General features: G+C 61.6%; 18 protein-coding genes. 7 read left to right on the plus strand and 11 right to left on the minus strand.

The features are described 5' to 3' along the window. Positions 1-2: 2 nt before the first annotated feature. Positions 3-662, plus strand: a complete 660-nt coding sequence (locus LG367_RS15940) for an ankyrin repeat domain-containing protein (protein WP_226470255.1) — start codon at positions 3-5, stop codon at positions 660-662. Between the two features lie 61 nt (positions 663-723). On the opposite strand, the gene LG367_RS15945 is transcribed toward LG367_RS15940, so the two are convergent. The 8 genes from LG367_RS15945 to LG367_RS15980 all read right to left on the minus strand — a co-directional run bounded on the left by LG367_RS15945 (position 724) and on the right by LG367_RS15980 (position 8,478). Then, a complete protein-coding gene (locus tag LG367_RS15945; RefSeq protein WP_226470256.1) occupies positions 724-1,584 on the minus strand; it encodes a pirin family protein in 861 nt (286 codons plus the stop codon). 100 nt (positions 1,585-1,684) lie between these two features. Next, positions 1,685-2,089 (minus strand): hypothetical protein, encoded by a 405-nt coding sequence (locus tag LG367_RS15950; protein WP_226470257.1) that lies wholly within the window; start codon positions 2,087-2,089, stop codon positions 1,685-1,687. A gap of 58 nt (positions 2,090-2,147) precedes the next feature. Next, entirely contained in the window at positions 2,148-2,855 is a 708-nt protein-coding gene (gene nfi / locus LG367_RS15955) for a deoxyribonuclease V (RefSeq protein WP_226470258.1), read from the minus strand. A gap of 99 nt (positions 2,856-2,954) precedes the next feature. Continuing rightward, positions 2,955-4,238, minus strand: coding sequence for a dicarboxylate/amino acid:cation symporter (locus LG367_RS15960; RefSeq protein ID WP_226470259.1), 1,284 nt, complete (start codon positions 4,236-4,238; stop codon positions 2,955-2,957). Between the two features lie 15 nt (positions 4,239-4,253). Beyond that, positions 4,254-5,051: a L,D-transpeptidase family protein gene (locus tag LG367_RS15965; protein ID WP_226470260.1), complete on the minus strand. Its 798-nt coding sequence runs from the start codon at positions 5,049-5,051 to the stop codon at positions 4,254-4,256. A 6-nt stretch (positions 5,052-5,057) separates the two neighbouring features. Next, complete coding sequence (locus LG367_RS15970; protein ID WP_226470261.1) at positions 5,058-5,909, minus strand: MurR/RpiR family transcriptional regulator; 852 nt, start codon at positions 5,907-5,909, stop codon at positions 5,058-5,060. Between the two features lie 16 nt (positions 5,910-5,925). Continuing rightward, positions 5,926-7,023, minus strand: a complete 1,098-nt coding sequence (locus tag LG367_RS15975) for a dipeptide epimerase (RefSeq protein ID WP_226470262.1) — start codon at positions 7,021-7,023, stop codon at positions 5,926-5,928. 33 nt (positions 7,024-7,056) lie between these two features. After that, entirely contained in the window at positions 7,057-8,478 is a 1,422-nt protein-coding gene (locus LG367_RS15980) for a C40 family peptidase (protein WP_425490988.1), read from the minus strand. A 383-nt stretch (positions 8,479-8,861) separates the two neighbouring features. Between LG367_RS15980 and LG367_RS15985 the strand changes: the two genes are divergently transcribed. The 4 genes from LG367_RS15985 to LG367_RS16000 all read left to right on the plus strand — a co-directional run bounded on the left by LG367_RS15985 (position 8,862) and on the right by LG367_RS16000 (position 15,778). After that, on the plus strand, positions 8,862-10,316 hold the full coding sequence (locus LG367_RS15985; RefSeq protein WP_425490989.1) for a transglutaminase-like domain-containing protein: 1,455 nt from the start codon (positions 8,862-8,864) through the stop codon (positions 10,314-10,316). Between the two features lie 69 nt (positions 10,317-10,385). Further along, positions 10,386-13,394 carry a TonB-dependent receptor gene (locus LG367_RS15990; RefSeq protein WP_226470264.1) on the plus strand — a complete coding sequence of 1,003 codons (3,009 nt, stop codon included), beginning with the start codon at positions 10,386-10,388 and terminating at the stop codon, positions 13,392-13,394. Positions 13,395-13,493: 99 nt separating this feature from the next. Next, positions 13,494-15,068, plus strand: coding sequence for a serine hydrolase (locus LG367_RS15995; RefSeq protein ID WP_226470265.1), 1,575 nt, complete (start codon positions 13,494-13,496; stop codon positions 15,066-15,068). Further along, positions 15,050-15,778 carry a M15 family metallopeptidase gene (locus LG367_RS16000; protein ID WP_226470266.1) on the plus strand — a complete coding sequence of 243 codons (729 nt, stop codon included), beginning with the start codon at positions 15,050-15,052 and terminating at the stop codon, positions 15,776-15,778. Before LG367_RS15995 ends, LG367_RS16000 begins: the two co-directional genes overlap by 19 nt. Before the next feature lie 34 nt (positions 15,779-15,812). Here the strand turns inward: LG367_RS16000 and LG367_RS16005 are convergent, their stop codons facing one another. Beyond that, positions 15,813-17,339: a Gfo/Idh/MocA family oxidoreductase gene (locus LG367_RS16005; RefSeq protein WP_226470267.1), complete on the minus strand. Its 1,527-nt coding sequence runs from the start codon at positions 17,337-17,339 to the stop codon at positions 15,813-15,815. A gap of 283 nt (positions 17,340-17,622) precedes the next feature. Between LG367_RS16005 and LG367_RS16010 the strand changes: the two genes are divergently transcribed. Further along, complete coding sequence (locus LG367_RS16010) at positions 17,623-17,859, plus strand: hypothetical protein (RefSeq protein ID WP_226470268.1); 237 nt, start codon at positions 17,623-17,625, stop codon at positions 17,857-17,859. Between the two features lie 30 nt (positions 17,860-17,889). Here LG367_RS16010 and LG367_RS16015 read toward each other — a convergent pair whose 3' ends face one another. Next, positions 17,890-18,390, minus strand: a complete 501-nt coding sequence (locus LG367_RS16015) for a DUF6496 domain-containing protein (protein ID WP_226470269.1) — start codon at positions 18,388-18,390, stop codon at positions 17,890-17,892. A gap of 639 nt (positions 18,391-19,029) precedes the next feature. Between LG367_RS16015 and LG367_RS16020 the strand changes: the two genes are divergently transcribed. Then, positions 19,030-19,518 carry a hypothetical protein gene (locus LG367_RS16020; RefSeq protein WP_226470270.1) on the plus strand — a complete coding sequence of 163 codons (489 nt, stop codon included), beginning with the start codon at positions 19,030-19,032 and terminating at the stop codon, positions 19,516-19,518. On the opposite strand, the gene LG367_RS16025 is transcribed toward LG367_RS16020, so the two are convergent. Then, on the minus strand, positions 19,461-21,008 hold the full coding sequence (locus LG367_RS16025; RefSeq protein ID WP_319004031.1) for an MASE1 domain-containing protein: 1,548 nt from the start codon (positions 21,006-21,008) through the stop codon (positions 19,461-19,463). The two genes, LG367_RS16020 and LG367_RS16025, sit on opposite strands and share 58 nt — an antisense overlap. Positions 21,009-21,222: the final 214 nt, after the last annotated feature.

Genomic DNA, 21,222 nt, shown 5'->3' on the forward strand with positions numbered 1-21,222 from the left:
ATATGGCAAGCATTGATATTCGCGAAATATTCGAAGACCCGTCGGTCGCGGAACTGGCCGAGGCGATCACCGCGAAGGACGATGCGCGCGTGCGGCAACTCGCGCCGAAAGTCGATCTGGCCGCGAGAGGCGATCAGAACGTCACGCTGCTCGAATGGGCGCTGTTGAACCAGAACGTGTCGGCGATGAATATCCTGCTCGATGCGGGGGCCGATCCGGCGCAGACGGGAGTCGACGACAGCACCGTCGTGCACATGGCGGCGGCGGCGAACGATCCTGTCTACCTCCAGGCCTTGCTCTCGCACGGCGCCGATCCCAACGTTCCGGACGCCGGAAACGGAGCGACGCCGTTGAGCGCCGCCTTGATGGGCGATCGCACCGATCAGTTCAAGATGCTGCTCGCCGCGGGCGCGAACCCCGACCATCCCGATCATGGCGGCAATACCGCCTTGCACGTCGCCGGCTTGATCAACAGGCCGCAACGCGCGATGGATCTGCTGGAGGCCGGCGCCAACGCCGCGGCCAAGAACGCGCAGAACGCGACGTTCGAGGAATATCTTTTCGTGACCGATCCCGAACTTCTGAACGAAGAAAAGAAGCGCGAACTGGATGCCTTGGTGACCTGGCTGCGCGCGCATCCGACTCAAGGAGCGGATGGCTGATCATCCTGGCGCGGGAGCCCCGCGCCAGCAAGCGGCATGAGTGGAAGGCGGAATCGCGGAATTAGCGTTCCGGTAGCGGAATGAACTCGTCGTCGCCCGCGATCTTGCCGAAACGGCCTTCGAGCCAGTCCTGTCTGGCCTGCTCGATGCGTTCCTGCGACGAGGACACGAAGTTCCACCACATGTGGCGATGGCCATCGAGCGGTTCGCCGCCGAACAGCATAGCTTTCAGTGGCGTTTTCGCGCGCAGCACGGCACGGCTGCCGGGGTCGAGCACGATCAGGTGGCGTTGCGGGATGTCGGCGCCGTCCAGCTGGGCTTCGCCTTCGAGGATGTAGAGCGCGCGCTCGACGTGGTCGGCATCGATCGTGGTTTCCGCGTCCGGCTCGAGATCGATGGCCACGTTGAGGATCTCGCTGAAGGCACGCACCGGCGATTCCTCGCCGTAGGCACGTCCCGCGATCAGGCGCAGCGACGCGCCGCCGCGCGCGATGCGCGGCAGCGTCGCGGCGGGATGGTGATGGAAGGACGGCGTGGTTTCCTCGTCCGGCTTCGGCAGGCCGACCCAGGTCTGCATGCCGTGCACCGGATGCTCGTGCTCGCGCAACGTCAGCGGTGTGCGTTCGGAATGGGCGATGCCGCGGCCGGCGGTCATCCAGTTGACGTCGCCGGGCGTGATGTCCTGGTCCGAGCCGAGCGTGTCGCGATGCGTGATCGTGCCGCTCCACAGAAACGTCACCGTCGCCAGGCCGATGTGCGGATGCGGGCGCACGTCGATGCCGCGCCCGCGTTCGAACACCGCCGGCCCCATGTGATCGACGAACACGAACGGACCGACGCTGCGTGCCTGGAGTGTCGGCACGGCGCGGCGGACTTCGAAACCGCCCAGGTCATGGACGCGGGGAGCAATGATAGTGGTCATGCCGGAATCCCGAGGGGAAGAAGGGCGTCAGGATCGCACTTCATGCAACGCCGCGCATGGGGAGCCGCGCAACGAATCGTCCCGTAGGTCGATCTTGGAATTAAGGCGTGGGTTCCGATCGCAGCTGGGCTTGCGGATCGGCACCGCGCGCCAGCGATTCCAGCGTCACGCGGCGGCCGTCGAGATCCTTGCTGCGATCGCCACGGCCGGTGTGCAGGATGAAGGACTGCGGGCTGCCCGAGCCGCCTGTCCATTCGAATTCGACTTCCGCGTCGCCGGCCCACACGCACCGCACGTCCGGTGCGCAGCGCGAGTCGTTGACGAGCTTGACGTAGCGCAGCGTGCTCTTGTCGGGAAGCGCGACCTGTTCGCCGTGCGCGATCGCGAAACTTTCGCCGTCCTGCACGGTGCGCTGGCCGCTGGCGCCGGCGGGCGAGGTGGAACACGCGGCGAACAGAAGCGGCAGGAAGCCCGCGTACAGCATGGGTACGAATCGACGGCGCATGATCGATCTCCTCGTGGGATGGTTCCGATCCGGATGTAGCGATCTGTGGAGGTTGATTCTAGAGGTCGAGTTCGGGCTCAGGGTGAACGTTGTCCCGATCGCGGCGCGAGGCGAGCCTGTCGGCGAGCCGCGTCGGTTCCGGCAGCCGGTAGGTGGTGACGTAGCGCATCACCAGATCGGCGACGGAAGCCAGCGCGACGCGATGTCCGGGCGAGACGAAGAGCGGATTGCAGTTCGGCTTGCTGCGCAGGATCCAGCCGATCTGGCGACCGCCTTCCCGCAAAGCGGTGTAGGCGCCGCGTACCTGATGCGGCTCGGGGCCGCTGCCGGTCAGCAGCTTCTTCGCCACGCCGATGCTGGGAAGGCCGGTGGCCACGCCGAAATGCGCGGCGATGCCGAGCCCGCGCGGATGCGCGATGCCATGGCCGTCCACGAACACCAGGTCGGGTTTCTGCCGCAATTGTTCGAGCGCCTTGAGCAGGGCGGGAAGCTCGCGGAACGACAGCAGGCCCGGCACGTAGGGCATCGAGGTGGGGAGGCGCGCGACCTGCATGTCGATCGGCTGCATCGTCTGCGCGTCCAGCAGGACCGCGGCAGCGCGCGTGGTCGCGCCATCATCCTCGAAGCCGACATCGAATCCGGCCAGCACACGCAAGGATTTCGGGAACTCGTCGCGCAGCACGACCGCCTTCGCCAGCTCCGCCTGCAAGGCGCGCGCGGAGGCGACACTGCCGTCCCAATCGCCGAAGATGTCGTTCGCCGTCATCCCGATACCATGGCGGCGATCATGGTCGCGATCAACCCCGGCGAGCGACTCATGTGGAATCGTTATGTGGATGGTTCGACGCGCGGCGTTGCAGAGGGATCAGGCGTCGGGAACGCGCGTCCGGTCGTCTCCCGCGTGGTCGGCAAGCTCGGCATCGCGGGATGCCCCCTTCGCGACCACGCTGGTGGCCGTGAGACCGCCGCTGACGTTGCCCACCGTCGCGAACACGTCGGGAATCGTATCCACCGCCATCAGCACCGCCAGCGGCTCCACCGGCAGCATCATCGCCTGCGTCACCGGCATGTTGGTGAACATGAAGCTGACTTGTCCCGGGAGGCCGACCGAACCCATGCTGATGATCACCGCCAGCCCGATGCCGGCGACCAGATGCATGGTCGGAATCTCGATGCCGTACAGCCATGCCACGAACGCGGCCACGCCCATGTACTGGATCGGGCTGGTGATGCGGAACAGCGACACCGCCATGGGCAGTACCAGCGAGGTGACGTGCAGAGGATAGCCGAGCCGTTCGCGCGCGCTGTCGATCATCGCCGGCAGCGAGGCCAGCGACGACTGCGTGCTGGCGGCGATCGTCTGCGCCGGCAGGATTGCTAACGCGAAACGCTTGAACGGTTCGCCGCCGGCGACGCGCGCGACGACGTACAGCATCAGCGTCACCGAGATGTAGAGGCAGCATTGCATCAGGATGTAGCCGCCGAGCGCGCCCAGCGTCTTCAAGCCGACCTCCGCGCAGACCGCGAGCACGAGCGCGAACACGCCCAGCGGCGCCACCCACAGCACCCAGTGCACGATCACGATCATCACGTCGGCCAGGCCCTGCACCAGTTCCAGCATGCGCGCCCTGCGCTCGGCGTTGATGCGGGTCAGGCCAAAGCCGAAGAACATCGAGAACACCACCAGCGGCAGCATCGCGCTCTGCGCGGCGGCGGCGATGGCGTTCGAGGGAATGATCGCCGCGATCGAGGCGCCGAGCGTAGTGGCGTCGGCATTGGGAGCGGCCGGTGCCAGCGCGGTGCGGAAAGCAGTGGCCGCGGCTTCGTCGTGCGGCAGCAGTGACAGCAACAGCGGCGCGGCGAAAGCGGCGAACGCGCTCGCCAGGGTGAGGAGGATCAGGAACACGATGATGGCGTTACGCGCCACGCGTCCGGACGCGGCGGCATTGCTGGCCGTGTTCACGCCCAGTACCACCAGCGCGGCCACCAGTGGCACCACGGTCATCTGCAATGCGTTCAACCAGAGCCGGCCGATGGGCTTGACGAACTCGGCCGCGGTGCTCGCGGCACTCGGATCCCAGATCGCCAGCCCCAGTCCGATCGCTGCGCCGAGCAGAAGTCCCAGCAGGACCCGTGTGGTCATCGACATCGTGCGGTGTGCTCCTTACGGCGCTGGCAACTGCCAGGTGGTCTTGAGGCGATCGTATTCGTTTTGCGGCAGCAGCACGAATACCGGATGTGCTTCGGGCCGCAGCCAGGCGTAGAGGCGCTGCATCGCCGGTTCCGCCATCGCGGTGCAGCCGGCCGTGGTCTGCCCGGGCGCTTTCCACAGATGCGCGAAGATGCAGCTGCCGGCGCCGGCGCGGCCTTCGCGGTTGTGTTCGATGACGAAACCGTTCTTGTAGCGCTGATCGCCGCTGTTGTGCAGGTCCAGGCGCATCGGTTCGCTGGAACCCTCCACCGCGGCCTCGCCGACCTGCTTCGCGTCGACGATGCGGTTGTAGAGCGGGGATGCGGGGACGTCCATGCACCAGTTCGTGTCCCGCATCTGCGCGTAGGGCAGGGCGGTCTCGGCGCGTTCGCCGTAGCCGAAGGCCTCGCCGATCGCGAACACGCCGGCGGGCGCGCGTCCATCGCCTTCGCGCTTCACCGGCGCGTCGGCCTGTATTGGCTGCGGATGTAGTCCCAAGCCCCAGGCCGAGCCGTTGCGTCCGATCGTGACCGGGATGGAGTCGCCATCGGCCCGCCAGCCACCGTCCTGTGTTTTCACGTAGGTACGCAACGTGCCGTTGTCCGCGTTCCAGTCCGCCGTGGTGACCACGATCATCTGGCTGGCATTGCTCCATGCGACCGCCTGACCGCCACCGGCCTTCGGCGATTGGTGCGCGCAAGCGGCAAGCACGAGCGTGGCGATTGCGAGGGAAACAGAGGCGAATCGGCTGAAAGCGGAAGATCGGTTCATCGGCGCTCAGTGGTCCAGCATCGGCTGGATGCGTTCGAGGTTGATGCCCAACTGCTCGAAGTGTTTCGCGTCCTCGCACAGCAGCAGGAAGATCAGATCGAGCAGATGTTGCAGGGCGGATTGGTAGAGCAGCGGTTCGATATGCGCGCGGTCGTCGTGCGCCGAGACCAGCAGTGAAAAATCGGCGTGCGCCTGCAAGGGATTCGCCGTGTGACGCGTCACCGCCACGGCCCTGCCGTGATGTTCGCGGAACAGGTGCGCCACCTGGCACAGCGCGGCCTGGCGGCCGTGCTCGGAGAATACGATCAGCACGTCGCCGGCACCGGCACTGGAAATGCTGGATGGCATCAGCGCCGGATCGAAATGATGCACGGCGAGGATGCCGAGCAGCGACAGCTTCATGGCGAACGCGCGCGCGGCGATGCCGTCCGACCCCTGGCCCAGCACGAACACCTTGCCGGCCTCACGGATGGCATCGGCGATGGCGTCGATGCGTTCCGGCGGATTGATCAGCCGCGTTTCCTCCTCGGCGCGGGCCTTGGCGTGCCAGAGTTCGCCGGCGAGCGCCGCATGTGGATGCGTGTCGTTCGGGTCCGGCGTGGTTCCGTTGCTGTCGTCACCGGCATCGCCGCGCGCGACCGAGACGCCGATCGAGTACTTGAGGTCGGGATAGCCCTTGTAGCCGAGCTTCTGGCTGAACTTCACCACGCTCGACTGGCTGATGCCGAGCGCGCTGGCCAGTTGCTGCGAGGAGTAGTCGCGCAGCAGGTGCGCGTTCTCGAGCAGGAAATCGGCGATACGGCGTTCGATCGCCGACATCTGGTCGCGCTGTGAGCGGATTTTCAGCAGCGGGGACATCGCCGCGGGCCCCTTGTCAGACCGTCATCGCTTCGAGTCCGCGAATCTCGCGGATGCCGAGCCCAGGCGCATCGCTGATCGAGATTTCAGACTCGTTGAAGATCACGCCGCCGTCGACCGGATTGAACGCGCACAGCGAGGGGCCGTCGAGATCGACCTTGGTGATCACATCCGACTTCGCCACCGCCAGATGCACGGCGGCGGCCACGCTGATGCTGGTCTCGATCATGCAGCCGATCATGCATTGCACGCCGTACAGCGCGGCGATGTCGGCGATGCGCACCGCGTTGGAGATGCCGCCGGTCTTCATCAGCTTGATATTGATGATGTCGGCGGCATGCAGCTTGATCAGATCGATGACCTGCAGTGGGCCGAACACGCTTTCGTCGGCCATCACCGGCGTGTGCACGCGGTCGGTGACGTACTTCAGGCCGTCGATGTCCTGTGCCTTCACCGGTTGTTCCAGCAGCTCGAGTCGGACGCCGGCATCCTCGAGTGTCTGCACCGCGTAGACCGCCTGTTTGGCGGTCCAGCCCTGGTTGGCGTCGAGGCGGAGCAGGGCGCGGCCCTCGACGGCGGCGTAGATCGCCTTGACGCGCTCGATGTCGACGCCGATGTCCTTGCCGACCTTGATCTTGAGCGATTCGAAGCCGCGTTCCACGGCTGAAAGCGAATCCGCCACCATCTTGTCGATGTGATCGACGCTGATGGTGATGTCGGTGGTGATCACCGGCTCACCGCCGCCCAGCATCTTGTACAGCGGCGCGTCGTACAGCTGTGCCCACAGATCGTAGACGGCGATTTCCACCGCCGCCTTGGCGCTGGTGTTGCGCTCCAGCGCGGTCTGGATCAGGCGCGTGATGCGGTTGAGGTTGGCGATGTCCTCGCCGATCAGGCGCGGCGCGATGAACTTGCGGATCGCCTCGATGATCGAGCCGTGCGTATCCCCCGTGATCACCGCGGTGGCCGGTGCCTCGCCGTAGCCCACATGACCGGTATCGGTATGGATGCTGACGACGATGTCCTCCACCGTCTCCACCGTGCGCAGCGCCGTCTTGAAGGGCGTTTTCAGCGGGACGCGCAGCATGCCGAAGCGGATGTCGGTGATTTTCACGGGAGAGCCTTCATGCGTTCGTCCAAGATTGTCTTAGGGCCGGATGCGCTGGATGTTGGTGATGCGGTCGACGTAGGTCTGCTTCTGGTTGATGCGCAGCGGCGGCAGCGGCGTCACCGAGACGCCGTTGAGATCGCCGCGCACCAGCTTGCCGGACGAATCCAGCCAGGCACCGCCGTTGGTGTCATGGATGACGTAGGGCATGCCGTTGTCATTGCCGATCACCATCATCACGTGGCCGGGGATGTAGACCAGATCGCCGATCTGCAACTGCTTCACCGCCGCCGCGCGCTTGCTGCGGTCGGAAGGTTTGAAGGTGAGGCGGTTCAGCGCCGGGCTCACGCTCTGATCGCTGGTGTTGCGCGGCAATTGCACGTTGAAACTGCGATACACCTCGGAGACGAAGCTGCTGCAGTCGCGCGTGCCGTAATCGTTGCCCCAGCCGTAGCGTTCGCCGAGGAACTTGAAGCTCTGGCGCAACAGATTGGCCGGTGTGAGCGGCAGATAATCCGGTGAAACGTCGGCCGTGCGCGGCAGCAACGCGGGCACGGTACGCAGTGTGCCGTCGTCGTTGCGCACCGGCAGCTCGATCACGTACGAGGTATAGGCGGCCTGGCCGTTGACGCTTTGGTTGCCGGGCCATTCCTTCAGAAGCGGAACGCGCACGCCCATGTCGAGCTGCAGATCCGAGACCTGCGGCAGGTTCGGCGTGTAGACGGTGCGGACGGTGGCGCCGGTGACGATCAGGTACGGCACCTTGCGCACATAGCTGAAGACCTGCGTCTTCGAGCCTTCCGCCACCGCTTCCTTGTCCACCCAGGCCGCATAGAACGTGCCGACCACGAACCACCACTTGCCGTCGCGGCTTTCATGCGCGATCACCACCGGTGTGCCGGGGAAGAAGGCGGTTTCCTGGAAGCGGTCGATGTCGGTCTCGCCACGCGCGCTGAACACGCGTTGCGTGGTGGGGAAGGTGCGCAGGTCGGCGCGTTTCACGATCAGGCCATAGCGCGTCGACTGCGATTGCGGGACCGCCTGCAGGTTGAGGCGATCGATCCAGCCGTCGACGGTCTTCTTCGGAATCTCCTTGCCGCTGCTGTCGTACAGCGTACGCGCCGGTCGCACCGACAGCGCCTTGATCCAATCCGTGACCTGCTTGCTGTCGAGCGTGGTGGGGATCGACTCGATGTTGTGCAGGGAGGGATCGTTCTGCTGCAGCTTGCGGTTCTGCGCGGCGATGGCGCCGCGATCGAGGATCACCTTGCTGGCCTGCGGCTGGCGGCTGATCCAGTACTCGGGGTCCAGTTGCGAAGTGTCCACGCCGACCACGCCTGTGGCCACGCCGGCGGCGCGTGCTGGCGAGAGCGGCGCGAGCGCGCCCGCGCATAGCATCAGAAGAGCGGCGACGAAGGCGGATATCCCGTGTCTTTGGGGCATGCGGAGTGGGGAAGTCATGGCATCGGGTCTGGGCAGATGAAGAGAGTCATGTTGGCGCGTTCATTGTGAACGGACGAACGGTCTGAGCACCACGAATTGCGCGCCATCAGATCCTTGTTTGGCCCCCACGATGCCCCCTCTGCCCGCCAAGCGCTTCAAGGCGTCGGCGCGCATCATGGAATACATATTTCTTAACTTGCAAGTTTATGGAATAAATTATTGACCCTAGCAGGGCGCCATGTTAAACAGATGTGACAGGGGAATTTGAGCGTCGGCCGTCAGGCCGACCGTCACGGGGCGACCAGGCGCGGCATGGCGTGAATCACACCTTGGCCAATCGGACTCCAACGCCCGGCGTGCCGTGGGCGCGCGGGCGCCGGCTGGCGGCCATCTTTTTCTTAATGGTCTTGTTCGCACCCGTCCTGGCTGGCATGGGCAAGACGGCGCCGACGCCGCTATCCGAGGTCATCGCGGCCATCGATGCCGGCCACTTCAAGGCCGCCGAATCGGATATCGCCGCGGCGTTGCAGGATTCCCGGCTGACGGCCAAGCAAAAAGCGGCCTACGCGTTCCAGCGCGAGCGCATGCGCCGCATCCTGCTCGATTTCAGCCTCATCGAGGATCAAGTCCGGGAGCGCGTGCGCAAGCAGATCCCCGACCTGACGGACGCGGAATTCGCCAAGTGGAATGCCGCCGGCCTGTTCGAGCGTATGACCATCGACGGCCGCACCGTCTATTTCAGCCGCGCGCCCTCGAATCTGTTCCGGCTCAGCCCTGAAGCGCTGTCCCGCCGCGATTCGCAACTGTCGCGGCTGGGCAACGCCAACGGCCCGATGGAATCGCCGAATCCGCACCACAGCGAGGTACGCGACGCCGCGCTCGCGCAGCACACTCGTCACGTCGCGCCCAGGCGCTTGCAGGTGACGCAGTCGCTGACCGTGCATGCCGATGCGGTGCCGCCGGGTGAGACGTTGCGTGCCTGGATTCCGTATCCGCGCGCGCTGCCGGGACAGCAGGAAGACATCCGCTTCCTGCGCAGCGAGCCGGCACGGCACAAGATCGCGCCGGAATCCACGCTGCAACGCACCGTCTATCTGGAAAAACCGGCGCGGAAGGGGCAACCGACCGTCTTCTCGATCACCTACGAACTGATGGTCTACGGCCAGTACGTCGACATCGATCCCGAGCGGGTCGTCCCGGCCAAGATCACGTCGGAGCTCGCTTCCTTCGTCGCCGAGCGGCCACCGCATGTCGTGTTCACCGACGCCATGCGGCTGTATTCGGCGCAGGTGGTCGGCGATGAAAAAAATCCTTACCGCATCGCGCAGAAACTCTTCGCCGCCGTCGACCGGATTCCGTGGGCTGGCGCGCGCGAGTACTCCACGATCACCAACATCAGCGACTACACCCTGCATGCGGGCCACGGCGATTGCGGACAGCAGACCCTGCTGCTCATCACGCTGCTGCGCCTAAATGGCATTCCCGCCAAGTGGCAGTCGGGCTGGATCTATTCGGATGTCGGCTACGACAACATGCACGACTGGGGCTGGCTGTATCTCGCGCCCTACGGCTGGGTGCCGATGGACGTCACCTTCGGCAAGCTCACGGGCGGCGCTCCCGAAATCGAGAACTTCTACCTCGGCGGCTTCGACGCCTACCGCATCGCGTTCAACGACGACTACAGCCGCGACTTCGTTCCGCCCAAACGCTTCGAGCGTTCGGAGACCGTCGACCTGCAGCGCGGCGAAGCCGAATGGCGCGGCGGCAATTTGTATTTCGATCAATGGGATTACGACTTCGCATGGAAGATGCTGCCAGGGGCGGGCAGCGACAAGGAAGAGCGGGGCAAGCACTGAATCAACGTTTCGCTGATGGCAGCGCCATCGGCACCACCATTCATTACGGCATCGGACGGGGAGAGCGTCATGAGCAAGCACTACAAGAATCCGCGCAAGCGCGCACTCTGCATGGCGATGGGGCTATGCCTCGCATCGCTGACGGCCATGCCCGTCATGGCGCAGAACACGACCGGTTCGGTGGTCGGACGCACCGAGCCCGGCACACAGGTCACGATCACCAATCCGCAGACCGGCTATACGCGCACAGTCACCGCCGACGCCAACGGCAACTACCGACTGGCGTTGCTCCCGACCGGAAACTACTCGCTGCAGACCAGCAAGGACGGCGCGCCTGTCGGCAATGCCGTCCCCATCACCGTAACGCTCGGCAACGCCACTACGGTCAATATCGGGTCGGCGGATGCGAAAGATTTGGAGACGGTCGTGGTTACGGGCTCGCGTGTGATCAATGCGGTGGATGTCACGTCCACGGAGTCGGCGACGAATGTCACGCGTGAAGAGATTGCTCGTTTGCCCGTTGATCAGAATGTGACTTCGGTTGCCTTGCTTGCTCCGGGCGTGGTGCAAGGGAAGTCCAGTCTGGGAGGGCAGGGGCTGTCGTTTGGCGGTTCGTCCGTAGCCGAGAATACGGTCTACATCAATGGTCTGAATGTCACAGACTTTTACAATAGGGTTGGATTTTCATCTGTTCCGTTCGCGTTTTTTCAGGAATTTCAAGTCAAGACAGGCGGCTATTCGGTCGAGTTTGGTCGTAGCACTGGCGGTGTCATCAATGCCATTACCCAATCCGGTAGCAATGAGTTCAGGTCCGGTCTGGGCCTGACGTTCGAGCCGCGTGCTTGGCAGTCTTCGGCAAGGAATCGATATGATGGCAATGGTCAACGCTATATCACCTCGAGCGAAGACGATTACTCGCGCACAAAGCTCAATGCTTACGCCTCTGGTCCACTCATTCGTGACCGTTTGTTTTTTTTCGCGATGTATGAGGTGCGTGATTATCGGCCGAATAGCACGAATGATGCCGGATCAATCTTCTATTCGGGTCAAGCCAATGATCCATTCTGGGGCGGGAAGCTCGACTGGCAGATCACTGATCGCCATTCGCTCTCGTTCTTTGGGTTCTCCGACAAGAACAAAACCGTAACGGATGTGTATGACTATGATTTCGATACGAGCAGAGTGGAAGGTCAGACCAATCAGACTGTTGAGGATAGCGGAGGAAAGAACTGGGCGGTCACCTATATTGGAAGCTTCACCGATAACTTCTCGATGAAGGCACTCTACGGCGAGAACGATCGTGAGCGTTCAGCTAGTAGTGCGAATGATATTGAGTGTAACCGCGTCTTCGAGAACAGAACTTCGTCAAATGGAATTCCATCCAATCTGCGAGGGGATCGTGGTTGTACAACTGCGACTCAAGTAGTAACCGCAACCGATACACGAAAAGCTGCAAGATTGGATTTTGAATGGAGCATTGGCTCGCATTTATTCCGATTTGGTGCGGATCGTGAGGAAAACACCTCGGTGCAGGAGCGCTACTATCCAGGTCCGAGGCGGCTCCGCTATGACGTGTACTACCGCACGCCGGGATCTTCGCTAAATGGCGGTACCGTGCCGGCGAGCGGCTTGGTGGTGCGGACGCGCCAGAATGAGGTCGAAGGCTCATTCAAGACGATCAATTCCGCGCTCTATTTGGAAGACAATTGGTCCATAACAGACAATCTGTTGCTGAACATTGGTATCCGCAAAGAGGCATTTGACAACCAGGATAGCGATGGTCGCAGTTATATCAAGATCGATGATATGTATGCACCAAGATTTGGCTTCTCTTGGGATATGAAGGGTGACGGCACTACTAAGGTGTTCGGTAATCTAGGTCGTTACTTCCTCCCCGTGGCTAATGTCATCAACATCAAACAAGCCGGCGCCTTTCTTGATGAGAGGCGATGGTATGAATTTCTTGGTTATCAAGACCTAGTAAGCGCGAGCTATGGTCAGCCTTATGCGCTTCCGATTCTGGGCGGTCAAATTGGGGGGGTCGACAACTCTCAGGGCGATGGCACCGTGGGAGACCTGCGTTCGGAGGTCGATCGCGACATGGATTCGGTCTATCAGGACGAATTGATCCTTGGGCTCCAGTCCATGATCAGCGAAAAATGGTCCTGGGGTGTCACCGGAACATATCGAAAACTGCATAATGCGATCGACGATATGGAGATTACCGCGACTCCCCAATGCGGCGACGGAGGGCCTGGGTTCGTAATGGCCAATCCAGGCAAGGTTGTCACGGTTTTTGGTGATACGAACTGCGATGGGGTCAATGACGGATGGATCGATATTGACACCTCCAAGGAGGGATGGGCGCTCTACGATGATGATGGTAATTACATCGGCCAGCGCGGCTGGGGGAAGCCGGAGCGTACCTACAAGGCGCTAGAATTGCAGATAGATCGCGCCTGGGATGGAAAGTGGGCATTGAATGCTTCCTATACGCTCTCGTATAGCGAAGGTAACGCCGAGGGTCCGGTCAATTCAGATACCGATTTCGCCGATAGCGGACGAACGGAAAGCTTCGACAATCCCTGGGTCAATTATCGCAGTTATGGATACTTGGCTAACGACAGGCGTCATCAGTTCAAGTTCCGCGGAAGCTACGCCATTACCGAAAACCTTACGGCGGCTGCAGCACTCAATATTCATTCCGGTGGTCCGATCACCGCCTTTGGCGCCGGCAATCCATTTGACGCCACCGATTTTCATAGCCAGTACATCTGTGTGGAAAGGTGTGGTGACGCCCCTAGTCAACGTGTTTATGAGTACTCGCCACGCGGCGGGCGTGGCAGGACGCCATGGATTTATGGCTTGGATCTCAGTCTTGCCTATAAGGTTCCGATCCCAACCGACTTGACGGTGAAGCTGGCTGTCTACAACGTGTTGAATCAGCAGCGCGTGCTGACTGTGGATCAAGATCTTCAACCGCAAGACAGTATTGGTACGAATAATCCTTTGTTCGGCTATGGCGAATCGTTCCAATCTCCTCGTTATGCGCAGTTGGTTGTGAACTGGAATTTTTGATGGATTGACGCAGGCATGGCATCGTGAAAACAGATTGCCATGCCTGCCGATAACTGAGGCAGGCAGATGTTGTTGAGAAGGATCAGGTGCTTCGCTGGGGTGACGCTGCTGTGCGTCATTGCGATTGTCTTCTCATTGCCGGCTGAATCTTCGGCGATCTCAACGAATTCAAAGGAAAGTCTCGACAAGATATATGATGATGTTGTAGCTCGTTATCGATTGCCCGGTCTTGCCGTAGGCATCGTTAAGGAGGGGGAGGTCGTCTATGCTCGTGCTGTTGGTGACGCGAGTAGTAATCGCAGAATCGATGCCGACACCCTCTTCAAGATCGCCTCCAACAGCAAAGCCATGACTGCCGCGGTATTGGCGCGCCTAGTCGATGCCGGAAAACTGAAATGGGATGATCCGGTCATCAAGTACCTGCCGGATTTCCGCATGTACGACCCGTGGGTGACGCGCGAGCTGCAGGTGCGCGATCTGCTGATCCATAACAGTGGCCTCGGTGCCGGCGCCGGCGATCTGATGTTGTGGCCGGAGCCGAATCTGTTCACGCGCGAGGATGTGATTCATGGCTTGCGATTCCTGAAGCCGGTTTACAGTTTTCGTTCCCGTTATGCCTACGACAATTCTCTCTATATCGTCGCGGGAGAGGTGGCGGCCGCGGCCAGCGGTATGCCCTATGAAGCATTGGTGCGAAAGGAGTTGTTCGAGCCGTTGGGCATGACACGATGCCAGGTCGGGGAGTGGAAGCGGGATGTGGTCGGCAATGTCGCGCAACCGCATGTCCGCAAGGAAGGGCGGTATGTGCCGGGACGCGTCGATGACGAGGTCATCCTAAACATCCCGATGGCCCCGGCTGGCGGAATTCGCTGCAGCTTGAATGACATGCTGAAGTGGATCTCGATGTGGCTGGAGCCGGACAGGTCCGGTCTGATCGACGGAAAGCCATGGCTATCCGCCGAACAACGCAAGGCGGTCTGGTCCTCGCAGATGATCATGACGCTCACACAGCGCATGCGGGACTGGGACGACAGTCATTACTCCGCCTACGGCTATGGCTGGCGTCTGGCCGATGTCGATGGCACGCAAAAGGTATCCCATACCGGAACCTTGTCCGGCATGTATTCGGCGGTGACCCTGCTGCCCGAAAAGAACGCCGGCTTCGTGATCCTGATCAATGGCGACGCCGATGATGCGCGTACCGTGCTCAATCAGGTGCTGGTCAAATACTTCACGGCGCCCGAACAGAAGCGGACGGTGGCGTATTACGCCGATCTCCTTGAAGCGGAGGCTGGTGCCTCTGAAAAGGATGAAAAGAAGGCGGAAGTACGAGAGCGGCAGCCGGCTTCGGTCGCTGAAATCAGGAGCAAGCTTGGTGTATATCGCGATCCCTGGCTGGGCGAAGTCGATATCTGTCCGGTGGGAAAGAGTGTGGTTTTCTCGGCACGGAAGTCGCCGAGAATACGGGGCGAAGTGATGCGGGCAGGTCAGCGCTGGCTCGTGGAGTGGGAAAGTGATGGGCCAGACGTCGGGGCCTGGTTGGATTTCTCGTCTCCTGCCGATGGCAGCGGCACCGCGTTGAAAATGTCGAAGGTCGATCCGGAAGGCGATTTCAGCAACGACTTCGAGGATCTTGCATTTGAACGGATCGGCGCATGCCCAGGGTTGCATTGAAACGCTGGTGCTCCGCCATGGTTCTCGTGGCCCTCGCAAGCTGCGCGAGTGTGTCCACGAAGGATGCGCCTGAAGTCAACGACGCCAGGACGCCCGAGGAAGCAGGCTTCGTCAGCATGCGGGCGCTTGTCCCCGATCTCAGGATGGAGATTCGTTATGCTGGAAGCCACAATTTCGTCGGTACGCCGATCGAGGGTTACGAGGCGTCGGAGTGTTATCTGTTGCGGCCCGCGGCCGAAGCCTTGCAGAGGGTGGAGCAGGCGTTGCGCGAAAAGCGGCAGCGGCTATTGATCTACGATTGCTATCGTCCGGTCCGGGCAGTTGCGCATTTCATGCGCTGGGCGCGCGATTCTGGCGATCAGGCTCACAAAGCCGAGTTCTATCCGGCGTTGGATAAATCCCGTCTGGTCCCGCAATACATCGCGGAGCGTTCCGGCCATAGTCGCGGAGCGACCATCGATCTGACCCTGATGCAGTGCGACGCGGATGCGCACTGCACGCCGCTGGATATGGGAACCAGCTTCGATTATTTCGGCGAACTCGCACACACGGATTCTCCGAATGTCTCCCAGGCGCAGCGCGAGAACAGGCATGCACTGCGGGCCGCGATGGAGCGGGAAGGATTTCGCAACTACCCGGACGAATGGTGGCACTACAGCCTGGTGCCGGAACCGACGCCGAAGACGGCTTATGACTTCCCCGTGAAATGAAGTTCGTCGTGGGCGGCGTTTCGAGGCGGTGCGGTCACGCGGGACGTTCGATGAGGTCGCTGTTGCCCAGGGCCAGTGAAGCGACCGGATTCGCGCCAAGCGTCCGGTTGACGTGGGAAAGATAGATCGCGCTCATCAGCCTGGCCGGGATGATGTGGTCATCGATGTTCGACTTCAGTTGCGATCGATCGATCCTGCCGCTGATGAAGAAGACGAATTCCCGCAGCGCTTCCTTCTTGACCTGTTCGATGTGCAGCCTGCTGTTGTCGAATTTGGCCAGGTCGCCGGCGCGGTACAGGCGATAAGGTTCCTTGTCCCCGGTGATGGCCGAGTTCCGGAACACTTTCACGTCGAAGTGGTTGTTTCCACCGGCATGCATGTCGGTGTGATCGTTGGTTTCGTGCTTGTCGTTCGCTTGCCTGGATTCCAGCACGATGGTCTGGTACGGGCCGCAAACCACTTCGTGCGTCTCATGCTTTACCCGGCCGGCGGCCTTGTAGAGATCGGGGCGGGGCCACAGCCAGTGGCGGCGCGAGAAGCCGTTGTGGCGCAGGTCAATCTGCGCCTGTCCGATGATGTCGCCGCCGGCACTGAACTCGATCAGCGTCTTGGCGTCGATCTCGCCGATCTTCGGCGAGGCGGCCACGACTTCGGCGTCCGAATGGAGCGCCGCACCTGCGTACTCGTCGCCGAAGATGCGTTCGTATTCCTGCCGGCGCACCTGTTTCACGAATCCGGCCGGTTGCAGGAAGCTGGAATAGACGGAGGCGCCATCCGGTGCGGTTTCCCGCGTGTAGCCGGCTTTGAAGAAGCGGTAGACGGCATCGATGATGTGGTATCCCGAATGCGAGACCTTGCCGTACCCCTGATTGAACGGGTGATAGTTCATTTGCAGGATCTCGGTCGGGAAACGCCATTTGCCGTCGCAGTGCGACGACGAGACCGAGGTGACCGGGCAGCCGGTGAGATCGCGTATCTCGCGGATCAGGGAGAGGGTGAGGTCGAAGGCCGGGTGCCAGCGGCGATGGCTGTTGACGATCAGGCAGAGCGGGCTTTTGGCGGCGGCGCGTTCGTAGCAGGCGAGGATCTCGGTCGCATCGTCAGCGATCAGCTGTGCCTGCCTCGCGTCGCTGACCGCGTTCGCACGCGTGGTGACCGGTTTGTCGAGCAGCACACTGAGACCGCGCGACAGCGCCCAGAGTGCGTAAGCCCGATGGCTCAGCGGCTCGGTGCTGATGATGACGGCATTGATGCCGCGTTGATCGGTGATGCGATTCAGTTCCGACTCGACGTTCGCGGGGAGTTCTTCGGTGAACGGCGACACGAACAACGTATCGGCGTCGAGCTCCTGCGAGCGGACCAGGGTGTCGATCCGTTCCCGTTCGCTTTCCAGTTCGACGATGCCCGAGAGCCGAACCGCGAGGCCGTCGCGTTGCGCAAGTTCGTGCGTGTGGCGCACATAGGTGCGTTGCGCATGTGGTCCGAGTCCGATCAGGAGGATGTTGACGACTTCCTGGATGGAGCGTGCTGCGGTGGAGTGGGGTGTCGTGCTGGAAGTCATACCGGACGCGGGAAGCGCGGGGTTTGGGTTCGTGGATGCTAGGTCGATCGTGGGCCGGGCGGGCACAAAAAAACCGACGAAAGAATCGCCGGTTCTGGGAATCGTGAGGGAAGAGAATACACGAATTGCCCCCGTTTTTTCGGGGGCAGAGTTCGAGGCGTATCACCTTCGGTGGCGATACTCTGGCTCGTGCATTCAGCCAGAGTTTTTTGGGCTCCGGCCGTGATCTTTGTTCGAATCTTGATGGGTAATGCGTCAGATCCGAATCGGGGGCCGCTCAGTGATGGCGAGTGTCATCGTTTTCACTGCCGACGACACCGTCGCGATCCTGATCGCGTCCAGTCTGGTTGCGACGCTGCTGTTCCTGTATGTCACGATCCATTTGCGGGTTCTGCGCCCGGCTTGGATTGGGTTGTTCCGGGTGCCGGGGAGGCGTGTGGTTACGGTCGGTCTGGGTTTGGGTCTGGGGTTTGGGATTTCTCATGGGGGATACCTCGGTTGTTGGCTGTTCCAGCGGTGACACATCTGTGCACTAATGGAAATGGTGGTTTCAGTGGCTGCTCTTCCTGGCGCGCGTCCTTGCCGCCTTTTTCGCGGCCGCGGAGCGTTGCCGCGGGCCCTTGGTCCTGGCCGCTTTCTTCGCTGCCGCGGAGCGATCCTTGGCGGTTCGCTTCTTGGCCGCCGATTTCGCCTGACGTGAAAGCGCCTGTTTGGAAGCGGACTGGCTGCCGGCACGCTTGAGCACTTTTTTCACAGCCTTCGACCGTGTGCGCGATGGTGCTTTCTTCGTGGTCTTCTTGGCTGCCGTCAGATCTTTCTTTGCTTTTTTGCGGGTCGCTTTCTTGCCTTTCTTCGGAGCCGGAAGCTCGACGCCAGCGCGACGCGCTTTCGAGAGCCCGATGGCGATCGCCTGTTTGGTCGATTTGGCGCCATGCTTTCCTTTCCGGATATGTTCGATTTCTTCGTGGACGAACTCTCCCGCCTGGGTACTTGGCGATTTGCCTTCGCGTTTGTCCTGCTTGGCCCGATCGAGGGTTTTCTTCTCTGGCATGATCTGACTCCATTGCGGTTTCAGCCGGTGCCGGGGCTTTCATGGGCGATCGGTCTTATGACGGGCGTCAAACCCGTTCCTGTTCGCTTCCGAGCGAATGTCCGATCGTTGCAATGGAAAGCGTCCGGACTGAGCGCTTGTCGGCGGGACGCAAAGACGAACCGGTCGAAGCGGCCGGCTTCAGCAGTCCTGCGAAACCTCCTTCGAACTCGCCAGCTGTTGATTCACTGTCGCACCGCGGCTGTTCGCCATCGGTGAATCGCGCATCTATGGCGCGTAATCGATAGGGGAAGAATGTGTGAATCGCATGGGCGCGGTCGCAGAAAACGTTTTCCGCCGAGATGATGGGATGCGGATGTATCTGTACCGAAGAGAAAGCTTGGACATGGCACCAAGGCGGGGTTGCTCTAACCCCACAAATGGCCCCAAACCCGAGCTTATGCCTCAAGCGCCATGGGCCTGGCGTATCAAAAGTGAACCCGCCGGGGCGGGGACCACAGAGGGAAGCGATCGCTTGTGCTAGCTTGCAATCGATGGCGCATAATCTGCCGCATGCGAGCCGTTCTGTAGGACGATGGAATAAGGTCCAGGCGGGTCGTTTCGGTTTTCGTTACCTTACCCACGAGTACTGGGGGCAATATGGCCACACCGCACAACACACTCATCTATGCGATCGCTGCAAGTCTGCTGATACCGACGGTTGGACCAGCTTTGGCTGCTGGGGATGGGGATGGCAGCGGGGGAAGTTCGTCCGGTGGGCACGGTCTGGTGGTGCCGCCACCTCCTGTCACGACCGCCGGCATGGGGCAGCCTCAGCCGCAGACCCCTGACATCAGCCGGGATCCTCGCTGGCATGCCTATAAGTTCGAGCAGGACGGCATTCAATACCTGCAGGTGAACGACGGCGACGGAAACGTGCGGGTCACCCTGGGCATCATTGATGGCACTGTTTGGACATTGCCGATGGGCCGGGATGCTGGCCGGGTATCCACGTCACAGCGCCGTCTGGTCACGCCGGCGAATGCCACGCGCTCGGTGGTCTATCACACCCCGGACTTCGAATTCGTTGCCTACGTTGGCACCAATGGTGTCGTCTGGGCGGTCGAAGAATCCGACGGTACCCCGTAAGTCGGCGAGGCTGTCGCTGTTTTAGCGACAGGTTCGCTCAGCAACAGGCAGATGCGATTACGGCGGCAGCGGACGGTGCCGCCGTAAGCCAGAGCACGTCCCGCCAACGTTTCGACGGCGCGCCTGGATGTTTCAGGTCCAAGATTGAGTGAGGTGTCGAGCAGGGACACGGTGATGGCGATGCCACGATGCGCGCCTCGCTGTCCGCAACGCGCCCGGATCAGGATCGTCCCGGATTCCAATTCCAGCAAGAGCGCGACGGCGTCACTGACGCTGCGATAAGCCGCCAGCTGCATGCCGAGGCCAAGCTGGCAGGGGTCACCTTTCAAGCGTGGCGTGGCGAGCCGGCCAGTCTGTTCCCACACGCCGGCGATGGCGCTGGATTCCAGCACCAGGTAGAGGCCGTAGTGCTCGATTTCCGACGGGTAGACCAGACTCAGCTGTTCCCGGAACAGGCGCGACTGGATGACGCTGGTGCGCAGCATGTCCATCGCCGCGGCGTGGTGGCCACGCCCTTGCAGCCATTGCACCGCCTTGCGGAAGGAGATGTCCATGTCCTCGCCGATGATCTTCATCCGGATCGCGCGCTCGCGCATCTCGCGCTCGCTGGAGATGATGCTGGTCCTGGCGATGGTGATCGCTTGTTTTTCGATCAGGCGATGGTGCGTGAACTTGTGATAGTGATGCGAGATCGTCGCGCCGAACCACAGCAGCGCCGTTCCCATGACGGCGAGGATTTCCTGGGCGATGAATGCTTCCGCGTCATGGAATCCGCGTACCCACGGATTGTTCATCGTCGCGCCGATGGCCAGGTTTACACCGATGACGCCGATCGCCGCGCCCCGCCAACCATGCAGGCAGGTGAGCGCGATCGCGGGCAACACCATCAAGACCCGAATGCTGTTTGCCTGCAGACCATTCGCATCCGGCGCCTGGACCAGATAGAGGCCCAGCAGGAACGAGATGGTGAAGAGCGCGAAGAACGCATCCAGGCGCAGTTTTCGGGCGGAAGGAAAAGACTGATTGCGTTGCTTCCACAGCAGGGCCAGCGGCGCCAGCATCAGGATGCCGAGGTAATCGCCGATGAAGAATCTGAACCAGATCTCCCAAGACACCGGCTCGCTCTTGGGCGACATGAGGAAGTAGGTCGCTGCAATGTTCAGGGCGCTCACTGAAACAGCGGCGAGCGCGGCAACCGAAAGCAGCCAATCCTGACGGCCTGACGCACGAATTTTTTCGTGCTTGTACACGATGTATCCCACGGTCGGCATCAGTACGGCGGATGCCACGATCGCCCAGATGATTCCGAAGTCATCGACCATCGAATGACGGAAATAGGCGAACGCCAGGTATTCCCCGACAAGCAGGTAAGGCCAGGTGCGATACGGGAAGAGCAGTAGTGCCGCGACGCGCAAGCCCGCCGGCAGATACCACTGGTCCATCGAGATCTGGCGCAGGACCAAGTAGCAGACCGCATAAGCCACGGACACCAGAAGGCCACTCGGCCTCAAGCTCAGGCGAAGTTCCTTTTCAAGCCAAGCAAATCGTGCGGTCATCAGCCCCCCTTTTGCTGAAATGGTGAGTCAGGGGCGTGTTATGAAACTGCGAAGATGCCGACCCACCGCACGAGAGAATCCCTTCCCACGGCCCCATCCGTCAAGCGAACTCGGTCGGGGAATGCGCATCACGATCCCACAAATGATG

It is taken from the genome of Luteimonas panaciterrae (assembly GCF_020511115.1).
GTDB lineage: Bacteria > Pseudomonadota > Gammaproteobacteria > Xanthomonadales > Xanthomonadaceae > Luteimonas > Luteimonas panaciterrae.